The following is a 14379-nucleotide window of genomic DNA, read 5'->3' on the forward strand; positions in this document are numbered from 1 at the left end:
ATGATGGCGTCTGAAGCCCAACTCGCTGACGTGACCGTGGCGGGCCTGCTTGCCCCGTTGCAGAGTGCAGCCTTGGAAGCGGGCCGTGCCATTATGCATCATTACGAAACTGGCTGCGCGGTTTTTGACAAAAAAGATTTAACACCGGTCACTGAAGCGGATCGGAATGCGGAGGCGATTATCCTCGCAGCGCTTGCGGATCATGCCCCCAATATTCCCATCGTGGCGGAAGAAGAGGCTGCTGCCGGACGCATTCCTACCATATTGGGTGATAGGTTTTTTCTTATCGATCCGCTTGATGGAACCCGTGAATTTCTCCTCCGTAACGGTGATTTCACGGTCAATATTGCGTTGATCGAAAATGGCGTTCCAATTTTTGGGTTGGTCTATGCCCCGGCGCGGCATTTACTTTTTATCGGTAGCTCCCAGGGTGCCGAGGAAATTGAGACTTGTGCGGATCATAAGTCACAGCAACAGCGTCCGATCAAAGTGCGCGTTGCACCTTCCGAGCCTATCGCACTTTGCAGTCGATCTCATGCGACGGCAGCAACGGAACAATTTCTGCAAAAAAACCGAATTAGACATTCTGTATCTGTCGGATCGTCGCTTAAATTCTGTATGATCGCGCGCGGTGAGGCGGATATTTATCCGCGTTTTGGCCCCACAATGGAATGGGACACGGCTGCGGGTGACGCAGTATTGCGCGCCGCTGGCGGCATGACAGTAACACCTGATGGGCTGCCACTTCTTTATGGCCAACGCGCTGATGGTACGATTTCAGGCTTCGCCAATTCAGACTTTATCGCGCTTGGGGGAGGCAACTGGCCTGCTTTCACACTATTGGACTATTGAGCGGGAATTCGATCTGAAAATAGCGGTTTTTTCATCAATTTTATTGCAATAAAAATCTCGCCTTTCACTTGCGGCATCGATCCTGCGGCGTTATAAGCCGCATCAACGGACAGAGCTAATCAGGTCCGGCCGAATGGTCGCGGAGTGTAGCGCAGCCTGGTAGCGCACCTCGTTCGGGACGAGGGGGGCGGAGGTTCGAATCCTCTCACTCCGACCATCTATTCTCCTAAAATACTTTCTGTTTTCCTTTAGTATGATCAATTTTGTCGGAACGCGATCGGTTTTTGCTACCGCTATCCCTCTGTTTTAGTTGTTAAAATTCGGCCAAAATTCACGATTTCCCAGGTCTTGAACGCAACAAGGCTTTGCGAATTCAAGTAAAAACGACAGTTACTATTGTGCGTTGAATTATTATTGTTACACTCTTCTTGGGAACTGGAGGAGAAAATGGAACAGCTGATAGGCCTGACGCTCGCCGTGTCGCTTGCTCTAAGTTCAGCTGGCGCATGGCTCACCCATGTGGTGGTCTGCTTCAGAGAGGAAATGTGGGGTTTTCTTCTTGCTGGCGCGCTGATCATACCGCTGGGGGTCTTGCATGGATTTGCTGTGTGGTTTGGATAAAAGCGTCAGATAGAATGGCTTCCTGCTTGGCTTAAGGTTCGGCCAATCATTCAAAGGTCAAACAAAAGTCAGGCAAAAGCGAGAACTCGTGCGGGATCTCACCCGTCCAAACGTTGCGCAAGGCGCATTTGAGAATGGTGCGAGGAACCAATAGCCCTTGGACCAGTTGCATAGGTGACTCGAGAATTGGGAGTTCACCATGTCGTTAAGAAAAATGTTTTTAGGCGCCGCCGGCGTTCTGGCAGGTTGCGCAATCTATCGGGCCTGCGATCCAAAAATTCCTGCCAATGTCACCCCTGTCGAAAATTTCGATGCCGAAAAATATCTCGGTACCTGGTACGAGGTGGGGCGTGTCGATAATCGGTTTGAACGCGGTTTAATCAAGACAAAGGCGGAATATACGCTGAATGAAGATGGTTCAATCAATGTCCTAAACAGTGGTTTCAATCCGTCCAAAGGGCGTTATACGCATGCTTCCGGAACCGCTTTATTTGTGCGCGGACGTGGTACCGGTGCACTTAAAGTTTCTTTTTTCGGCCCATTTTTTGGCGGTTACAATATCGTCGCGCTGGATGATGATTACCGCTGGTCCATAGTGATTGGATCAAGCCCCAATTATTTCTGGGTGCTTTCAAGAGATCCATTACTCTCGCCTGATCTGCGAGATCGGGCCACTACGGTGGCCATGCAACATGGTATCCCGCCCGCCAGAATAAATTGGGTCACCCAGTGAATATATGCGCTGGCTTCATCTTTTTGACATATTCATATTTTAGAACTTGCTGCATAGGCGATGTAGTGCGCAGTTAATCTTTGCGCGTCGTATGCCTCATCAATTGAACTTTTGACCACGGATGTACTGGCAGGAGTGGAAATTGATGGTGAGAAGGTCGGTGCGTTTCGCCCGGCCTTTTTTTAACGTCCGTCCGTTCCTTTCGAAATATGTTTCCGAAAATTGACAGAATTTGAGTAGCAACATGCGCGACAAGCGCTTGGTTAGGCTGTAGACCCTTAGACACTCTTTAATTATGCGCTGAAATAGGTCTGATCTTGAATCCCCTCCAATTGTTTAAACCAATCCTCGCTGGGGCAACCTTAAAGGAGAGGCTTCTCGCATGTGTCGGTGCCATGATTGGCATCGCCCTTACCGGGTGGATTTGCACCCTATTATTAGCGCAAGACACCTCGCTTCCCTTGATTATAGCGCCAATCGGCGCTTCGGCGGTACTTTTATTCGCAGTTCCCGTCAGCCCACTCGCACAACCTTGGCCGATTATCGGTGGCAATGTGATTTCTGCCTTAGTGGGAATTAGTGTCGCCATCCTCATCGATACGCCATTTATTGCGGCAGGCGTGGGGGTTGCGCTTGCCATTGCCGCCATGTCTTTTGCACGCTGCCTGCATCCTCCAGGTGGCGCAGTCGCATTAATGACCGTACTTGGATCCGCTTGGGGTGCGGAAGGTGGATATGTTTACGCATTTTTCCCCGTGGGCCTGAACTCGATTATGTTAGTGGCTCTGGGGGTCGTGATCCATAAACTATCGGGCCGGCAATATCCCCATCGTCCGGCGGTGGCGGCGGTAAATCCGCGTCTGACAAAAGACCCGCCTCCTGAACTGCGGCTGGGATTTAATGCAGATGATGTTAGTGCCGCGCTTGATGCGATTGATGAGACTTTTGATATCCACCCGGGTGACTTAACCCGCTTGCTTTATCAGGTCGAAAGGCAAGCTTTGGCGCGCCAACACGGCGAAATCCTCGCCAGCCACATAATGTCACGCGATGTCATAAAAACACAGGTGAATAGCAGCGTCGAACAAGCCCGTAATCTATTGCTTACGCACAATATTCGTGCGTTGCCGGTGGTGGATGAAAAAGACAAGCTCTTGGGAATTGTGGGACTGCGCGAATTAACTGCGAATGGTTCGGAAAAAGTCGCAGATTACTTTATCCCCGCGCCCACCGCTTCGCCAGACCAGCCCGTAATGTCTTTAGTACCACTTCTTTCCGATGGCATTGCCCATGCGGTGATTATTACTGATGAGAGCTCCCACATTGCGGGACTGATATCGCAGACCGATCTGCTGAACGCACTTGCTCGCTCATTGCGCTATCAAAAACCCGCTCGAAACAGGATAGGCTTTCCTTTGCTTCGCCGGGCGTCCTGATGAGGGGCTGCTAAAGATTTATTTTGGCGAGTGTTTTACCGCGCCCGCATGATCAAGATCGGTATCTTTTAGTTGGCGATTAATTTCTATCAAACACGGACATTCGCAAGAATTCGCCGTCATAATCCGAAATGGCAACCAAGCGATCACGATCAAGAATTTCCACCCTAGAGGACTTGAAGGTCATGAGTTCTTCTTCGCGAAGCTCTCGCAGCATACGATTGAGATGAATGGGGGTGAGCCCCAATGCGTCGGCAAGTTGATATTGAGTGAGTGGACAATAGAAGCTGTCAGGATCGCCAATACCGCAAGCGCGCACCCGATCGGACAATTCCAGCATAAAATATGCCGTTCGTACCAAGGCGCTTCGGCATCCAATATTGGTCAGATGTTCTATGAGCAGCGCACGCTGTCGAGAAAGAAGCTCAATAAGTATGAAACTTAAACGCGGAGCTTGTTTGATGGCTTCTTCCAAAGAGGAAAGCGATATTTCAAATATCGTCATGGGAGTTATGGAAGCGATGGTATTATAGCTGTATCCGTTAGCTGTTCGTAACCCTATAAAATCGCAACGCATTGAAAAATCGATGATCTGTCTTTTCCCATTGGCTAGATCACGGTAAACACATCCCCAACCCGAAGCGACCAAATGCACATTACGAGTTGTGGCACCTTGATCGATGATAATGGAGTCCGCCGGATAATGGTTTTCCGTGACAGACAGCTTCGCAAGGGTCTCAATCTCTAACGGTCCCAGCCTTGCCGCGATCGGTGGTGCTTCCAACAAACCGACCAGCGCCCCGATAGGCGGAGCGGTGCTATATCTACTACCACTATGCATTAGTTATACCTGCCCAACCAAAGTTATAGAATAATAACTTCGGTGCCCGACTCAACTATTGTTTACTGAACAGTTTTTATAAAAACACTAACCTAGGTTAATGACACGATTATTAGTCAATTGCAATATTACGCGCTCTACCGCGGGGGTTTTAGCAATAAACCGAAAAAAACTCGGTGTTTTCCGACGGAAGTAGTTTTTTCCTTTGGAAGGAGAAAAAATAAGGGGAATAAATAATGTTTGAAACAGGGCAGCGATACTTATGGGCCGCGCCGGATGGTGCCAATAGTGGGGCGATAATCGGAGCGAGCGGGGGCTTTCAAACAACAAGACGGGAAGAAGCGGCGGTAGATTGCCAGCCTCATCTTCTTTTGATTTGTAAAAGTAATCTTGAGCGCGAGTGTCTCTATAATGGACTGTTAATGAATGGTCTTAAACTACCAATCATTACTCACGGCACCATCAAAAAAGATATCTCACTCGATGGCGTTGTGGTCATCGTGCTGCATATAGGTTCCCGTCGACTTGCGGACGCGCTTGTTTCAGATGAAATCAGGGCGGCCATCAAATCCTGGTATCCTATCCCGGTTGTTTTATTGGCAGAACGTGAAGACTGGTTGCAAGTTATCCGCGCTATTGAATTGGGCGCGAGGGGATATATCCCAACCTCCGTCGATGCAAAAATCTGTGTAGAGGCTATTCATTTAGCTATGGCGGGAGGAATATATGTCCCGGCATCGCTGTTAAAAAAATCCGATAAAAACGAGTCAGAAGATGATGTGCTTGGCGGATTGTTTACCCCCCGAGAAATCGAGGTGGTGAATGCCATCAGAGTGGGGAAATCCAACAAGATTATCGCATTCGAACTCAAAATGAGTGAGGGAACGGTTAAGGCGCACGTCCATAATATTATGAAGAAAATCGGCGCTTCAAATCGTACTGAAGTAGCCTGCAAGCTCCATAAATTATACGGCGCAAATTCGATGTCGATTAATCAAGAAAGATCAGATTCTGTCTCCGAGCTATAATATATCAACTCCCTTTAGCCATTTGGCAGATGTGTAGGGGCAGACTTTTGCCTGCCCCTACAGAATGAGAGTGGGTATCCTTGAGGGGGGTGGACTCTCATTCTTTCCTTAGCGGGAGGAGAATAACCTCCGGCTTTTTTCCTCATCGAAGCTTGAGAAATCCATTGGTTTTTTCGAACGAGAATGTTCTTCCAAAATCCGCTGGATCCATAAGAAATTAGGGTCGGAGCTGAACACTACCGGCTGAACTGCCGACGCTCGAGCCAAAGGATTCGGCCATGGTGCTGCCGAGAAATCCAGTGCCCGAAGTAGCATTGGCACCCGAAACACCTTGGATGCCAGAGCTGAATGAGCCCTGCGCCAAGCCTGCGCTTACTCCGAACCCTGGTATATTGATTGCGCCGCCTGCAACATTACCGGTGCCCGTTGCCCAACCATTCGTGGCAGCACTTCCAGCTGCGTTCGATCCACCAAAGCCTGTGGTCGTTGAGCCTGCCTGACTGTTGCCGGCAAAGCTGCCGCCCCAGTTAATCGTTTGAGCTGCTGCGGGTAGTGCACTAGCGGCGACCAACGCCACGGCCGCAAAAAGAATCTTTTTCATGTTTTGACTCCTCCATTTTCCTTAGCAAGCCTGCACTTGCTAGGCATATCCCGATGATACACCCCGCTACCCATGGCCGGGGACGTCTGCAGTCCATTCTGGAGCCACGGGTAGAAGGCTACATCAACAGTCGAAATCAGTTCTCAAATTGATGCTCTGTTAAGCTGCTCGCTCAACGGTAGTGGCTTGTTACATAACCGGTTGCGGGCAATGCCATGCGCGTCCGTTTTGCGCTGTGGTCCGTAAGACGCAGCCTTTTTCCCTCAGATCAGCCGATGAAAGGCCGAGTGCTCTGGCTGAGTAGGTGCGATTTTGTCCCGTCCGCGCTACCGCTGCAGCCGCCGCGGGAGCGGCTGCTGGAGCAGGTTCGCTCGTGGCTGATGCAAAGATAGTTCTTCTGGCCGGAGCGGGCGAAGCCGTACGCGCTGCAATAGCCTGAGACGGACAAACAACTCCGGTAGCGTTAAGTGAGGATCTCACTTCCTTGTTAAGGCAAATAAGGTCCAATGCCGCTCGATTATGTCCCATACCTAACAGTGCTGCGGCGAAGGCGCGGCGGTTACATTCGCGCATTTCATAGGTGCTGCCAGCACCGAAACCCCAACCCGTGGCTCCCACGCCCACACTGGTTGATCCTGCACAGGAATGAACACCCGCCGCCACAAGGCCGGGAGCAAAAGCCGGCACGGTGGTCCTGATCTTATTCGGAGATGTGTTGCCGCCGCTGATTGCGACCGCGGTTGATCCTGCTTGCGATGCAGAATTTGTTTGGTTGTCAATCCCGACAGTCTGCGCGAATGCTGCTCCTCCAAAGATAAAGAAAGTAGTTGTAAAGTATAGGATACCCAATTTAGACATAGCTAACCCCTTTCAGTAGTAAGAGGAAATATTGATAGAGGTGATGTTTTATCTTTATTTCCCCGTTTGCCGTTTTCTTGCGAAATTTATAATATTGATCTCGCATTTTTGGGAAACTCGTTTATTAGTTTGGAAGAGATGTTCTAAAGTTTATAAATCTATCGCGGTGGTAATTTTCATCGACCATATGGTTGATCGAAACCTGACGGTCGCTTTGCCTAAAGTTGCTACGCTAAACGAAAGTTCGGCCTTTTCGACAGCCAGCAAACGCTAGGAATTGACGCCAAATGCGTTGTTTACGCGAATTCGCTCGGCATCCATTTCATTTCGAACAGCTCTTATAAGCGGCGCACAATTCTAAGATCGATCAAGGAATATTCGGGTGCTTCAAGCTTGCTCCGAACCCGCAATTATTTCGTTAGAAATGGGTGACTCTCGCATCGGGACAGGCTATCCTAAAAATTCGGACGCCATAGCATCGGCCCGAAAGCCAATACCGATTTTCGGGACCACGCGATGTTAGGTTCAAGCGGCGTTGAGCTTAAGGAGGCCTAAATGAATAAAGTGGAATTTCATCGTTCTGTGAAACCCGAATTCAAACAGCGCTATGGAAATTTTATTGGCGGCGATTGGGTAGAGCCCAAATCGGGCCGCTATTTTGATAATATTTCCCCGATCAATGGTCAGGTGCTCTGCCAAGTTGCTCGCTCTGAAGCCGCTGATGTGGAGGCTGCCCTTGATGCCGCTCATGCTGCGAAGGATGCGTGGGGAAAAACAAGTGCGGCTGAGCGTGCGCTGATTCTTAGTAGAATCGCCGACCGCATTGAAGAAAACCTACCCAAACTTGCCGCCGCGGAAACCTGGGATAATGGGAAGCCAATCCGCGAAACGACCAATGCGGACTTGCCGCTTGCCGTTGATCATTTTCGCTATTTTGCTGGCGCAATTCGCGCGCAAGAGGGCGGCATTTCAGAAATTGATCATGATACGGTCGCCTATCATTTCCATGAACCTCTGGGCGTAGTGGGCCAGATTATTCCGTGGAATTTCCCGCTGCTCATGGCAGTTTGGAAGCTTGCGCCTGCCCTTGCTGCTGGCAATTGTGTCGTGCTCAAACCCGCGGAACAGACCCCGGCATCTATTCTCGTTCTGATGGAGCTGATTGGTGATCTGCTGCCTGCAGGCGTGATAAATGTGGTCAATGGCTTTGGCCTTGAGGCCGGTAAGCCGCTCGCATCAAGCCCTCGTATTGCTAAAATTGCTTTCACCGGCGAAACGACCACCGGCCGCTTGATTATGCAATATGCTAGCCAGAATCTCATTCCAGTGACATTGGAATTGGGTGGCAAGTCCCCCAATATTTTCTTCTCCGATGTTACCGCGGAAGATGATGATTATCTGGACAAGGCTATTGAGGGCTTTGTCATGTTCGCCCTTAATCAGGGCGAGGTTTGCACCTGTCCAAGCCGGGCATTGATCCATGAAAAAATCTATGATGAATTCATGGAGCGGGCACTAAAGCGCGTTGAGCAGATTGTACAAGGCGATCCGCTCGATCCGGCAACCATGATCGGGGCGCAGGCTTCTAGTGAGCAGTTGGAAAAAATCCTCAGCTATATAGATATTGGTAAGCAGGAAGGTGCGGAAGTGCTCATCGGTGGTGAGCGTAATCATCTCGCAGGCGATCTGGCGGGCGGTTATTACGTTAAGCCGACGGTGTTCAAGGGTCACAACAAGATGCGGATTTTCCAAGAGGAAATCTTTGGACCTGTTGTGTCAGTCACCACTTTTAAGGATGACGAAGAAGCGCTTTCCATAGCCAATGATACGCTTTATGGCTTGGGTTCGGGCGTATGGACACGCGATGGAACCCGCGCCTATCGGTTTGGCCGTGCCATTCAGGCGGGTCGAGTTTGGACCAATTGCTATCATGCCTATCCGGCGCATGCGGCATTCGGCGGTTACAAGCAATCGGGTATCGGTCGTGAAAACCACCTTAAGATGCTCGATCACTATCAGCAGACAAAGAATATGCTGGTAAGCTATAGCCCGAAAAAGCTTGGTTTCTTTTGATGAAAAGAAGGCCGCCGCTTTTTAAAGCGGCGGCTTTTTTAATACTATTCGGAGAAAGCAATGGCTCAGGAAATCGCAAAGTCACAGGTGAGTGCTACCGATGCAGCGCTTGAATTGATAAGCGAATTGCAAGCCGAATATGGACCGATTATGTTTCATCAATCGGGCGGTTGTTGCGACGGCTCATCACCTATGTGCTACCCGCAAGGCGAATTTCTCATTGGTGATACAGATGTAAAACTGGGTGAGATCGGCGGAGCTCCATTTTATATAAGTGGTCCGCAATATGACGCTTGGAAACATACAGAATTGATCATTGACGTCGTGCCCGGTCGCGGCGGGATGTTTTCGCTGGATAACGGCCGCGAAAAGCGGTTCCTCACGCGCTCACGGGTCTGTTCGGTTTGATTGCCAGCTTTGCTCTTTCCCTCTCGTCTCAAAATGAGTAGTAAAATCATATGAGTTGAGGTGGAGAAATGTCGGCCTATGGCTGGAACTGGAAAGAGAGCCACGATACATGATGTGGCGCGTCTCGCAGGCGTGTCTATTAAAACTGTTTCGCGGGTTTTTAACGACGAACCCAATGTTCGCGAGGTGATTCGTGAGAAAGTTCGCGCTGCGGGTGCCGAGTTGCGCTATCGCCCAAATGCTGCAGCACGCAATTTGGTTGAGCGACGCTCCCACCTGATCGGGCTGTTTTTCGAAAACCCCAGCCAAAGCTATGTCATCGAATTGCAATCCGGCGCGATAGACCGACTGCGGCATACCCGATATCGCTTGCTTATTTTCCCAGTTGAAAACCGAGCGGATATTCGCGGCAGCCTGATCGAGACTGCCCATGCTTCGGGGCTTGATGGCATCATTGTCACGCCGCCCATGTCAGACGATCTTGAAATTTTGCAAGAGCTGAGTGCCTCCGCTATGCCTTTTACCAGAGTGGCGGGAGATTTTACCGTTCATGCCACCGATAGTGTGGCAATTGACGACGAGGCGGCGACCCTTGATCTGATGCAATATCTGCTGGAGCTTGGTCACAAAAAGATTGCAATTATTGTCGGGGATATGACCCATCGCTCCGCTCAATTGCGTCTGGAAGCCTATCGTCAAAGCCTGAGAGACCATGGAATTGATCTCAACCCGGATTATGAAGTTCGGGGTGGTTTCAGTTTTGTGAGTGGGGTTAAAACCGGTCGAAAACTGCTCTCTCTTGAAGATCGACCGACTGCAATTTTTGCATCCAATGACGATATGGCCGCAGGCGTGATGCAAGTTGCCTATGAGATGGGCATTGCTGTTCCCGACCAACTTTCCATTGTGGGTTTTGATGACAGCTCAATAGCCCGCATGGTATCGCCACAAATTACCACGATCCGACAACCCATTTTTGAAATGACGCGTGATGCTGTTGATATGTTGCTTCACCAGATCGAAAATGGTGAAACAACCCGCTCCCGCCGCATCTCGCATCAATTGATAGTCCGTCAATCATCGGGGAAAGCTCCCGAGCTCGATTGATCGACTCATCAAGCCTTTTTGGGCCAAGCTGCAAGCCGCCGGGCATAATGGGAAACCGCTATATGCAAGAGCATCGTAAAGCCCGTTAATACAAATAGGCATGCAAACATTAAGTCGACCTTGGCGCGGCCATTGGCTAGCAGCATCAAATAACCCAGACCTTTTGAAGCGCCCACCCATTCGCCGATGATCGCACCTATGGGGGAATAGACAGCGGCTAGGCTGAGACCTGATGCCAAAGAAGGAAACGCTGCCGGAATACGAATATTGAACAATATCTGCATTGGTTTCGCGCCGAGATTTTCAGCGGCATTGATCAAGTTTTGATCCGTTCGCATCATGCCGTCAAAAAATGTGGAAACGACCGGGAAAAAGATCATCAAGATGATGACCGCGATTTTCGACCCCGGCCCATAGCCAAGCCAGAGCGTCAGCATAGGTGCGAGTGCAAAAATCGGGATGGTCTGACTGAAAACGAGCAGCGGCATGACCAGTCTTTGCGCAAATCGCGACATCATGAGCAGGACTGCCGTGACGATGCCAGTAGTGCTGCCGAGAAAAAACCCCCCCAACACCTCGCCAAAAGTCACCGCTGCATTCTCCGCAATCAGCCCCGAATTGGCGTAAAGTGCTCGGAAGACATCAATGGGCCCGGGCAATATAAAGCGCGGTATGCCCCAAAGGCTTACCAAAATCTGCCACAATAAAAGGACGGCGACCGCCGATAGGAAACTATCGGCGATACGCTTTTTTCGGTGAATAGGCTCCACTATGCGCCCTTCAATCCCATCTGCCAGAATGAGGCTTCCAGCCGGCTCGCTGTCGCAAAAATCTCACAAAGCCGCTGCCAGCGCGGGCTTCGCTCGAAATCTGCACCAATCCGATCTATGGCCGCCTGATCGAAAAGCTTTCCAGCCGTATGGCACATATTTTGGAAAGCCTCGCCAGCGTAAGTGTCAATCCACTCACGATACGGCGTGTCCGCAGCCGCAGTTTCGGCCAGTCTAAGGCCAATTTCACCATAACCATGCACGCATGGGATCAGTGCAGCTAACAGATCCAGAAAATCGCCTGCCTGTCCGCAATCGAGCACATAACGCGTATAGGCGATATTTTCTGGCTCTTCCTTTGTATTAAAGAGATCGTCTTCGCTGATGCCCTCTCTCGCACAAACACCAATATGCAAAGGCAGCTCAACACTTGCCAAACTATGCATGAGCTCGGCACAGAACCGGGATTCCATCAGGGTGTTCGCCTTCACCACGCCCAGCGCCCATGCACGTGCATAATGGTGCAGATAAACATAATCCTGCTTGAGATAGTGCAGAAATGCGGTTTTCGGCAGGGTGCCGTCACCCAATCCACGCACAAAAGCATGATCGATATAGGGCTGCCAGTCATCCATGGTCGCAGCGCGCAAACGGTTGAAAAGTTTTGACGAATAATCAGGCTTGGGCAGGGTCAAGACTGTCCTCCTTTAGCATTCACATCAATGGCAAGATTTTCCACGGGCAGGATTTCGGTAATCAGATCGTTCTCATGCAGATAGTCTTCAAAACGACTCCAACGCCCATGATCGAGACTGGCTGGCGCTCGTGAAAAACGTGTGATTGTGTCTTTCCACGCGCGCTCATTCAGCTCGTCTTTCAGCTCTGTGCTGTAAGATGAAAAAAGCTCGAAACTTTCTTCGGGATGATTGACAATAAACTGCGCCGCATTTTCGGTTGCCGCGAGAAAGCGCGATATTTTCTCTTTGTCGAGATTATCTTTATGCGCGATGTAAACCAGCTCATCATAAAGCGGCACACCTTCTTCCTCGACGAAGAAACATTTGCCCTTGATCCCTTCGATTTCCATCTGATTCAATTCGATATTGCGATAGGCGCCCATCACCGCATCGACTTGCTTCGACATGAGGGCAGGGGTGAGCGAGAAATTCACATTGATCAGCTCAACATCCGCAATATCAATCTTGTGACGATCCAGAAGGGTTTCAAGCAAAACCTCTTCAACGCCCGCGACAGAGAAGCCGACCTTTTTTCCTTTCAGATCAGCAATTTCGTTAATCGAGCCATCGTCTCGCACCATCAAGCAATTCAACGGGGAATCGATCAGCGTGCCAACGCGAAGGATCGGCATCCCGGCATGAACATCAAGATGAACCTGTTGCTGATAGGAAATGGCCAGATCAGCCTGTCCGGCGGCAACCAATTTGGGCGGTACTGATGCATCCGCAGGTGCTATAATCTCGACATCAAGCCCTTCCGCATCAAAATAGCCTAGTTTTTCGGCAACGATGATCGGCCCGTGATCTGGATTGACATACCAGTCGAGAATGAGCGTGAGTTTATCATTGGCCTGCGCTGCAAACGCAGTCCCCGCGCTCACAGCGACGCTGCAAAGCGCGGCAAGAAGCAAGTTTTTCATGCTGTCTCCAAAGATTGATTTGCGTAAGGCAGGGTGATGGAAATCCACTCTCGAACCCGCGCTTCAGGATCGGAATTAAGGGTGATATCGGTGACAGCCGAAACAATGTCGGCACCCGCTTCGAATGCGCCCGGTGCGCGCTCCAAACTCAACCCGCCAATACCAACCAACGGAATTTTACCGATGCGTTTCTTCCATTCCCCAAGGCGCGGCAGGCCCTGTGGTTCCCAGATCATTTTTTTCAGGATGGTCGGATAAATAGGGCCGAGCGCAATATAGTCAGGCTTGACAGAAAGAGCGCGCTCGAGCTCAGCCTCATCATGAGTGGAAACGCCGAGTTTCAACCCGCCTTTTTGAATGGCGCTAAGATCAGCACCGTCGAGATCTTCTTGCCCCAGATGAATGTAATCGCACCCTTCATCTAATGCTAACTTCCAGTAATCATTGACGATTAACTGGCAATTATGGGCTTCGCATATCTTGCGTGCCTTGCGGATTTCTGCGCGGATTTCTGTCTCGCTTTTATCTTTGATACGAAGTTGAACCAGCTTGATGCCCTGTGGCACCAGTCGTTCCAGCCAGTTTGAACTGTCAAAAATTGGGTAGAAAGGATCAAGAGTCATTACAAAAACGCCTTTCCGATAAGAGGGGTAGAAGGAGCCGCCATATCGCGGGCATCGATGGGGTCCGCCTCATAGGCGAGACGGCCCGCCTCAACGGCGAGTGCGAAAGCACGCGCCATGGCGACGGGATCGCCAGCTTTAGCGACCGCCGTGTTGAGCAAAACCGCATCATAGCCAAGTTCCATGGATGCGGCAGCGTGGGAGGGCACACCAATCCCCGCATCGACTACGAGCGGAACATCTGGAAAATGCGCGCGCATGGTTCTGAGCGCATAGGGATTGTTCAATCCCCGCCCAGAGCCGATTGGCGCGCCCCACGGCATCAGAACTTTGCAGCCCGCTTCAAGCAGTTTTTCCGCCACGACCAGATCGTCGTTCATATAGGGAAACACTTCGAAACCTTCGTCGCAAAGGATGCGCGCAGCTTCTACGAGACCGAATGGGTCGGGCTGCAATGTGTCGTGATCGCCAATGACCTCAAGCTTTATCCAATTGGTGCCAAACACTTCACGCGCCATTTTGGCCGTGGTCACCGCTTCGCGCACGGTGTGGCAACCGGCAGTATTTGGCAGAACCTGCACGCCGAGCTGTTTGATCAAAGACCAGAAATCCTGTCCAGCGCGCTGTTCGCCGCTTTCACGTCGCAATGAAACCGTGACGATTTGACATTTTGATGCGCGAACCGCATTGGCCAGAATAGCCGGTGAGGGATAAAGCGCAGTGCCAAGCAGCAAGCGGTTTTCAAAACGTTTCCCGTAAAATTCCAGCATC

General features: G+C 50.5%; 16 protein-coding genes and 1 tRNA gene. 9 read left to right on the plus strand and 8 right to left on the minus strand.

Annotated elements, in window-relative coordinates; all coding sequences use genetic code 11:
• The 5 genes from cysQ to C7374_RS02050 all read left to right on the plus strand — a co-directional run bounded on the left by cysQ (nucleotide 1) and on the right by C7374_RS02050 (nucleotide 3642).
• On the plus strand, nucleotides 1–852 hold the full coding sequence (cysQ, locus tag C7374_RS02035; RefSeq protein WP_111574249.1) for a 3'(2'),5'-bisphosphate nucleotidase CysQ: 852 nt from the start codon (nucleotides 1–3) through the stop codon (nucleotides 850–852).
• A 140-nt stretch (nucleotides 853–992) separates the two neighbouring features.
• Nucleotides 993–1069, plus strand: a tRNA-Pro gene (locus C7374_RS02040).
• A 230-nt stretch (nucleotides 1070–1299) separates the two neighbouring features.
• Nucleotides 1300–1473 carry a hypothetical protein gene (locus tag C7374_RS16115; RefSeq protein ID WP_170130205.1) on the plus strand — a complete coding sequence of 58 codons (174 nt, stop codon included), beginning with the start codon at nucleotides 1300–1302 and terminating at the stop codon, nucleotides 1471–1473.
• Between the two features lie 199 nt (nucleotides 1474–1672).
• Nucleotides 1673–2206 carry a lipocalin family protein gene (locus C7374_RS02045; protein ID WP_111573933.1) on the plus strand — a complete coding sequence of 178 codons (534 nt, stop codon included), beginning with the start codon at nucleotides 1673–1675 and terminating at the stop codon, nucleotides 2204–2206.
• A 332-nt stretch (nucleotides 2207–2538) separates the two neighbouring features.
• Nucleotides 2539–3642, plus strand: a complete 1104-nt coding sequence (locus tag C7374_RS02050) for an HPP family protein (RefSeq protein ID WP_425358000.1) — start codon at nucleotides 2539–2541, stop codon at nucleotides 3640–3642.
• Between the two features lie 79 nt (nucleotides 3643–3721).
• Here C7374_RS02050 and C7374_RS02055 read toward each other — a convergent pair whose 3' ends face one another.
• Entirely contained in the window at nucleotides 3722–4483 is a 762-nt protein-coding gene (locus C7374_RS02055; RefSeq protein WP_111573935.1) for a Crp/Fnr family transcriptional regulator, read from the minus strand.
• Between the two features lie 236 nt (nucleotides 4484–4719).
• On the opposite strand from C7374_RS02055, the gene C7374_RS02060 reads away from it, so the two are divergent.
• The gene (locus C7374_RS02060) at nucleotides 4720–5511 is read left to right on the plus strand and encodes a response regulator transcription factor (RefSeq protein WP_111573936.1); all 792 of its coding nucleotides are present in this window, start codon (nucleotides 4720–4722) and stop codon (nucleotides 5509–5511) included.
• A gap of 217 nt (nucleotides 5512–5728) precedes the next feature.
• On the opposite strand, the gene C7374_RS02065 is transcribed toward C7374_RS02060, so the two are convergent.
• Complete coding sequence (locus C7374_RS02065; protein ID WP_111573937.1) at nucleotides 5729–6112, minus strand: hypothetical protein; 384 nt, start codon at nucleotides 6110–6112, stop codon at nucleotides 5729–5731.
• A 189-nt stretch (nucleotides 6113–6301) separates the two neighbouring features.
• The gene (locus C7374_RS02070) at nucleotides 6302–6970 is read right to left on the minus strand and encodes a hypothetical protein (protein ID WP_111573938.1); all 669 of its coding nucleotides are present in this window, start codon (nucleotides 6968–6970) and stop codon (nucleotides 6302–6304) included.
• Between the two features lie 555 nt (nucleotides 6971–7525).
• On the opposite strand from C7374_RS02070, the gene adh reads away from it, so the two are divergent.
• The 3 genes from adh to C7374_RS02090 all read left to right on the plus strand — a co-directional run bounded on the left by adh (nucleotide 7526) and on the right by C7374_RS02090 (nucleotide 10558).
• A complete protein-coding gene (gene adh / locus C7374_RS02080; RefSeq protein WP_111573940.1) occupies nucleotides 7526–9043 on the plus strand; it encodes an aldehyde dehydrogenase in 1518 nt (505 codons plus the stop codon).
• Nucleotides 9044–9103: 60 nt separating this feature from the next.
• On the plus strand, nucleotides 9104–9451 hold the full coding sequence (locus tag C7374_RS02085; protein ID WP_111573941.1) for a DUF779 domain-containing protein: 348 nt from the start codon (nucleotides 9104–9106) through the stop codon (nucleotides 9449–9451).
• 78 nt (nucleotides 9452–9529) lie between these two features.
• Entirely contained in the window at nucleotides 9530–10558 is a 1029-nt protein-coding gene (locus C7374_RS02090) for a LacI family DNA-binding transcriptional regulator (protein WP_111573942.1), read from the plus strand.
• An 8-nt stretch (nucleotides 10559–10566) separates the two neighbouring features.
• On the opposite strand, the gene C7374_RS02095 is transcribed toward C7374_RS02090, so the two are convergent.
• The 5 genes from C7374_RS02095 to C7374_RS02115 are packed head-to-tail and all read right to left on the minus strand — an operon-like array spanning nucleotide 10567 to nucleotide 14378.
• Nucleotides 10567–11328 (minus strand): ABC transporter permease, encoded by a 762-nt coding sequence (locus tag C7374_RS02095; RefSeq protein ID WP_245412551.1) that lies wholly within the window; start codon nucleotides 11326–11328, stop codon nucleotides 10567–10569.
• Nucleotides 11328–12023, minus strand: coding sequence for a thiaminase II (gene tenA, locus C7374_RS02100; RefSeq protein WP_111573944.1), 696 nt, complete (start codon nucleotides 12021–12023; stop codon nucleotides 11328–11330). The genes C7374_RS02095 and tenA overlap by 1 nt, the downstream gene beginning before the upstream one ends.
• A complete protein-coding gene (locus tag C7374_RS02105; RefSeq protein ID WP_111573945.1) occupies nucleotides 12020–12985 on the minus strand; it encodes an ABC transporter substrate-binding protein in 966 nt (321 codons plus the stop codon). Before C7374_RS02105 ends, tenA begins: the two co-directional genes overlap by 4 nt.
• Nucleotides 12982–13608 (minus strand): thiamine phosphate synthase, encoded by a 627-nt coding sequence (locus tag C7374_RS02110; RefSeq protein ID WP_111573946.1) that lies wholly within the window; start codon nucleotides 13606–13608, stop codon nucleotides 12982–12984. Before C7374_RS02110 ends, C7374_RS02105 begins: the two co-directional genes overlap by 4 nt.
• The gene (locus tag C7374_RS02115) at nucleotides 13608–14378 is read right to left on the minus strand and encodes a thiazole synthase (RefSeq protein ID WP_111573947.1); all 771 of its coding nucleotides are present in this window, start codon (nucleotides 14376–14378) and stop codon (nucleotides 13608–13610) included. The genes C7374_RS02110 and C7374_RS02115 overlap by 1 nt, the downstream gene beginning before the upstream one ends.
• Nucleotide 14379 lies beyond the last annotated feature (1 nt).

Source organism: Falsochrobactrum ovis, assembly GCF_003259955.1.
Classification (GTDB): domain Bacteria; phylum Pseudomonadota; class Alphaproteobacteria; order Rhizobiales; family Rhizobiaceae; genus Brucella; species Brucella ovis_A.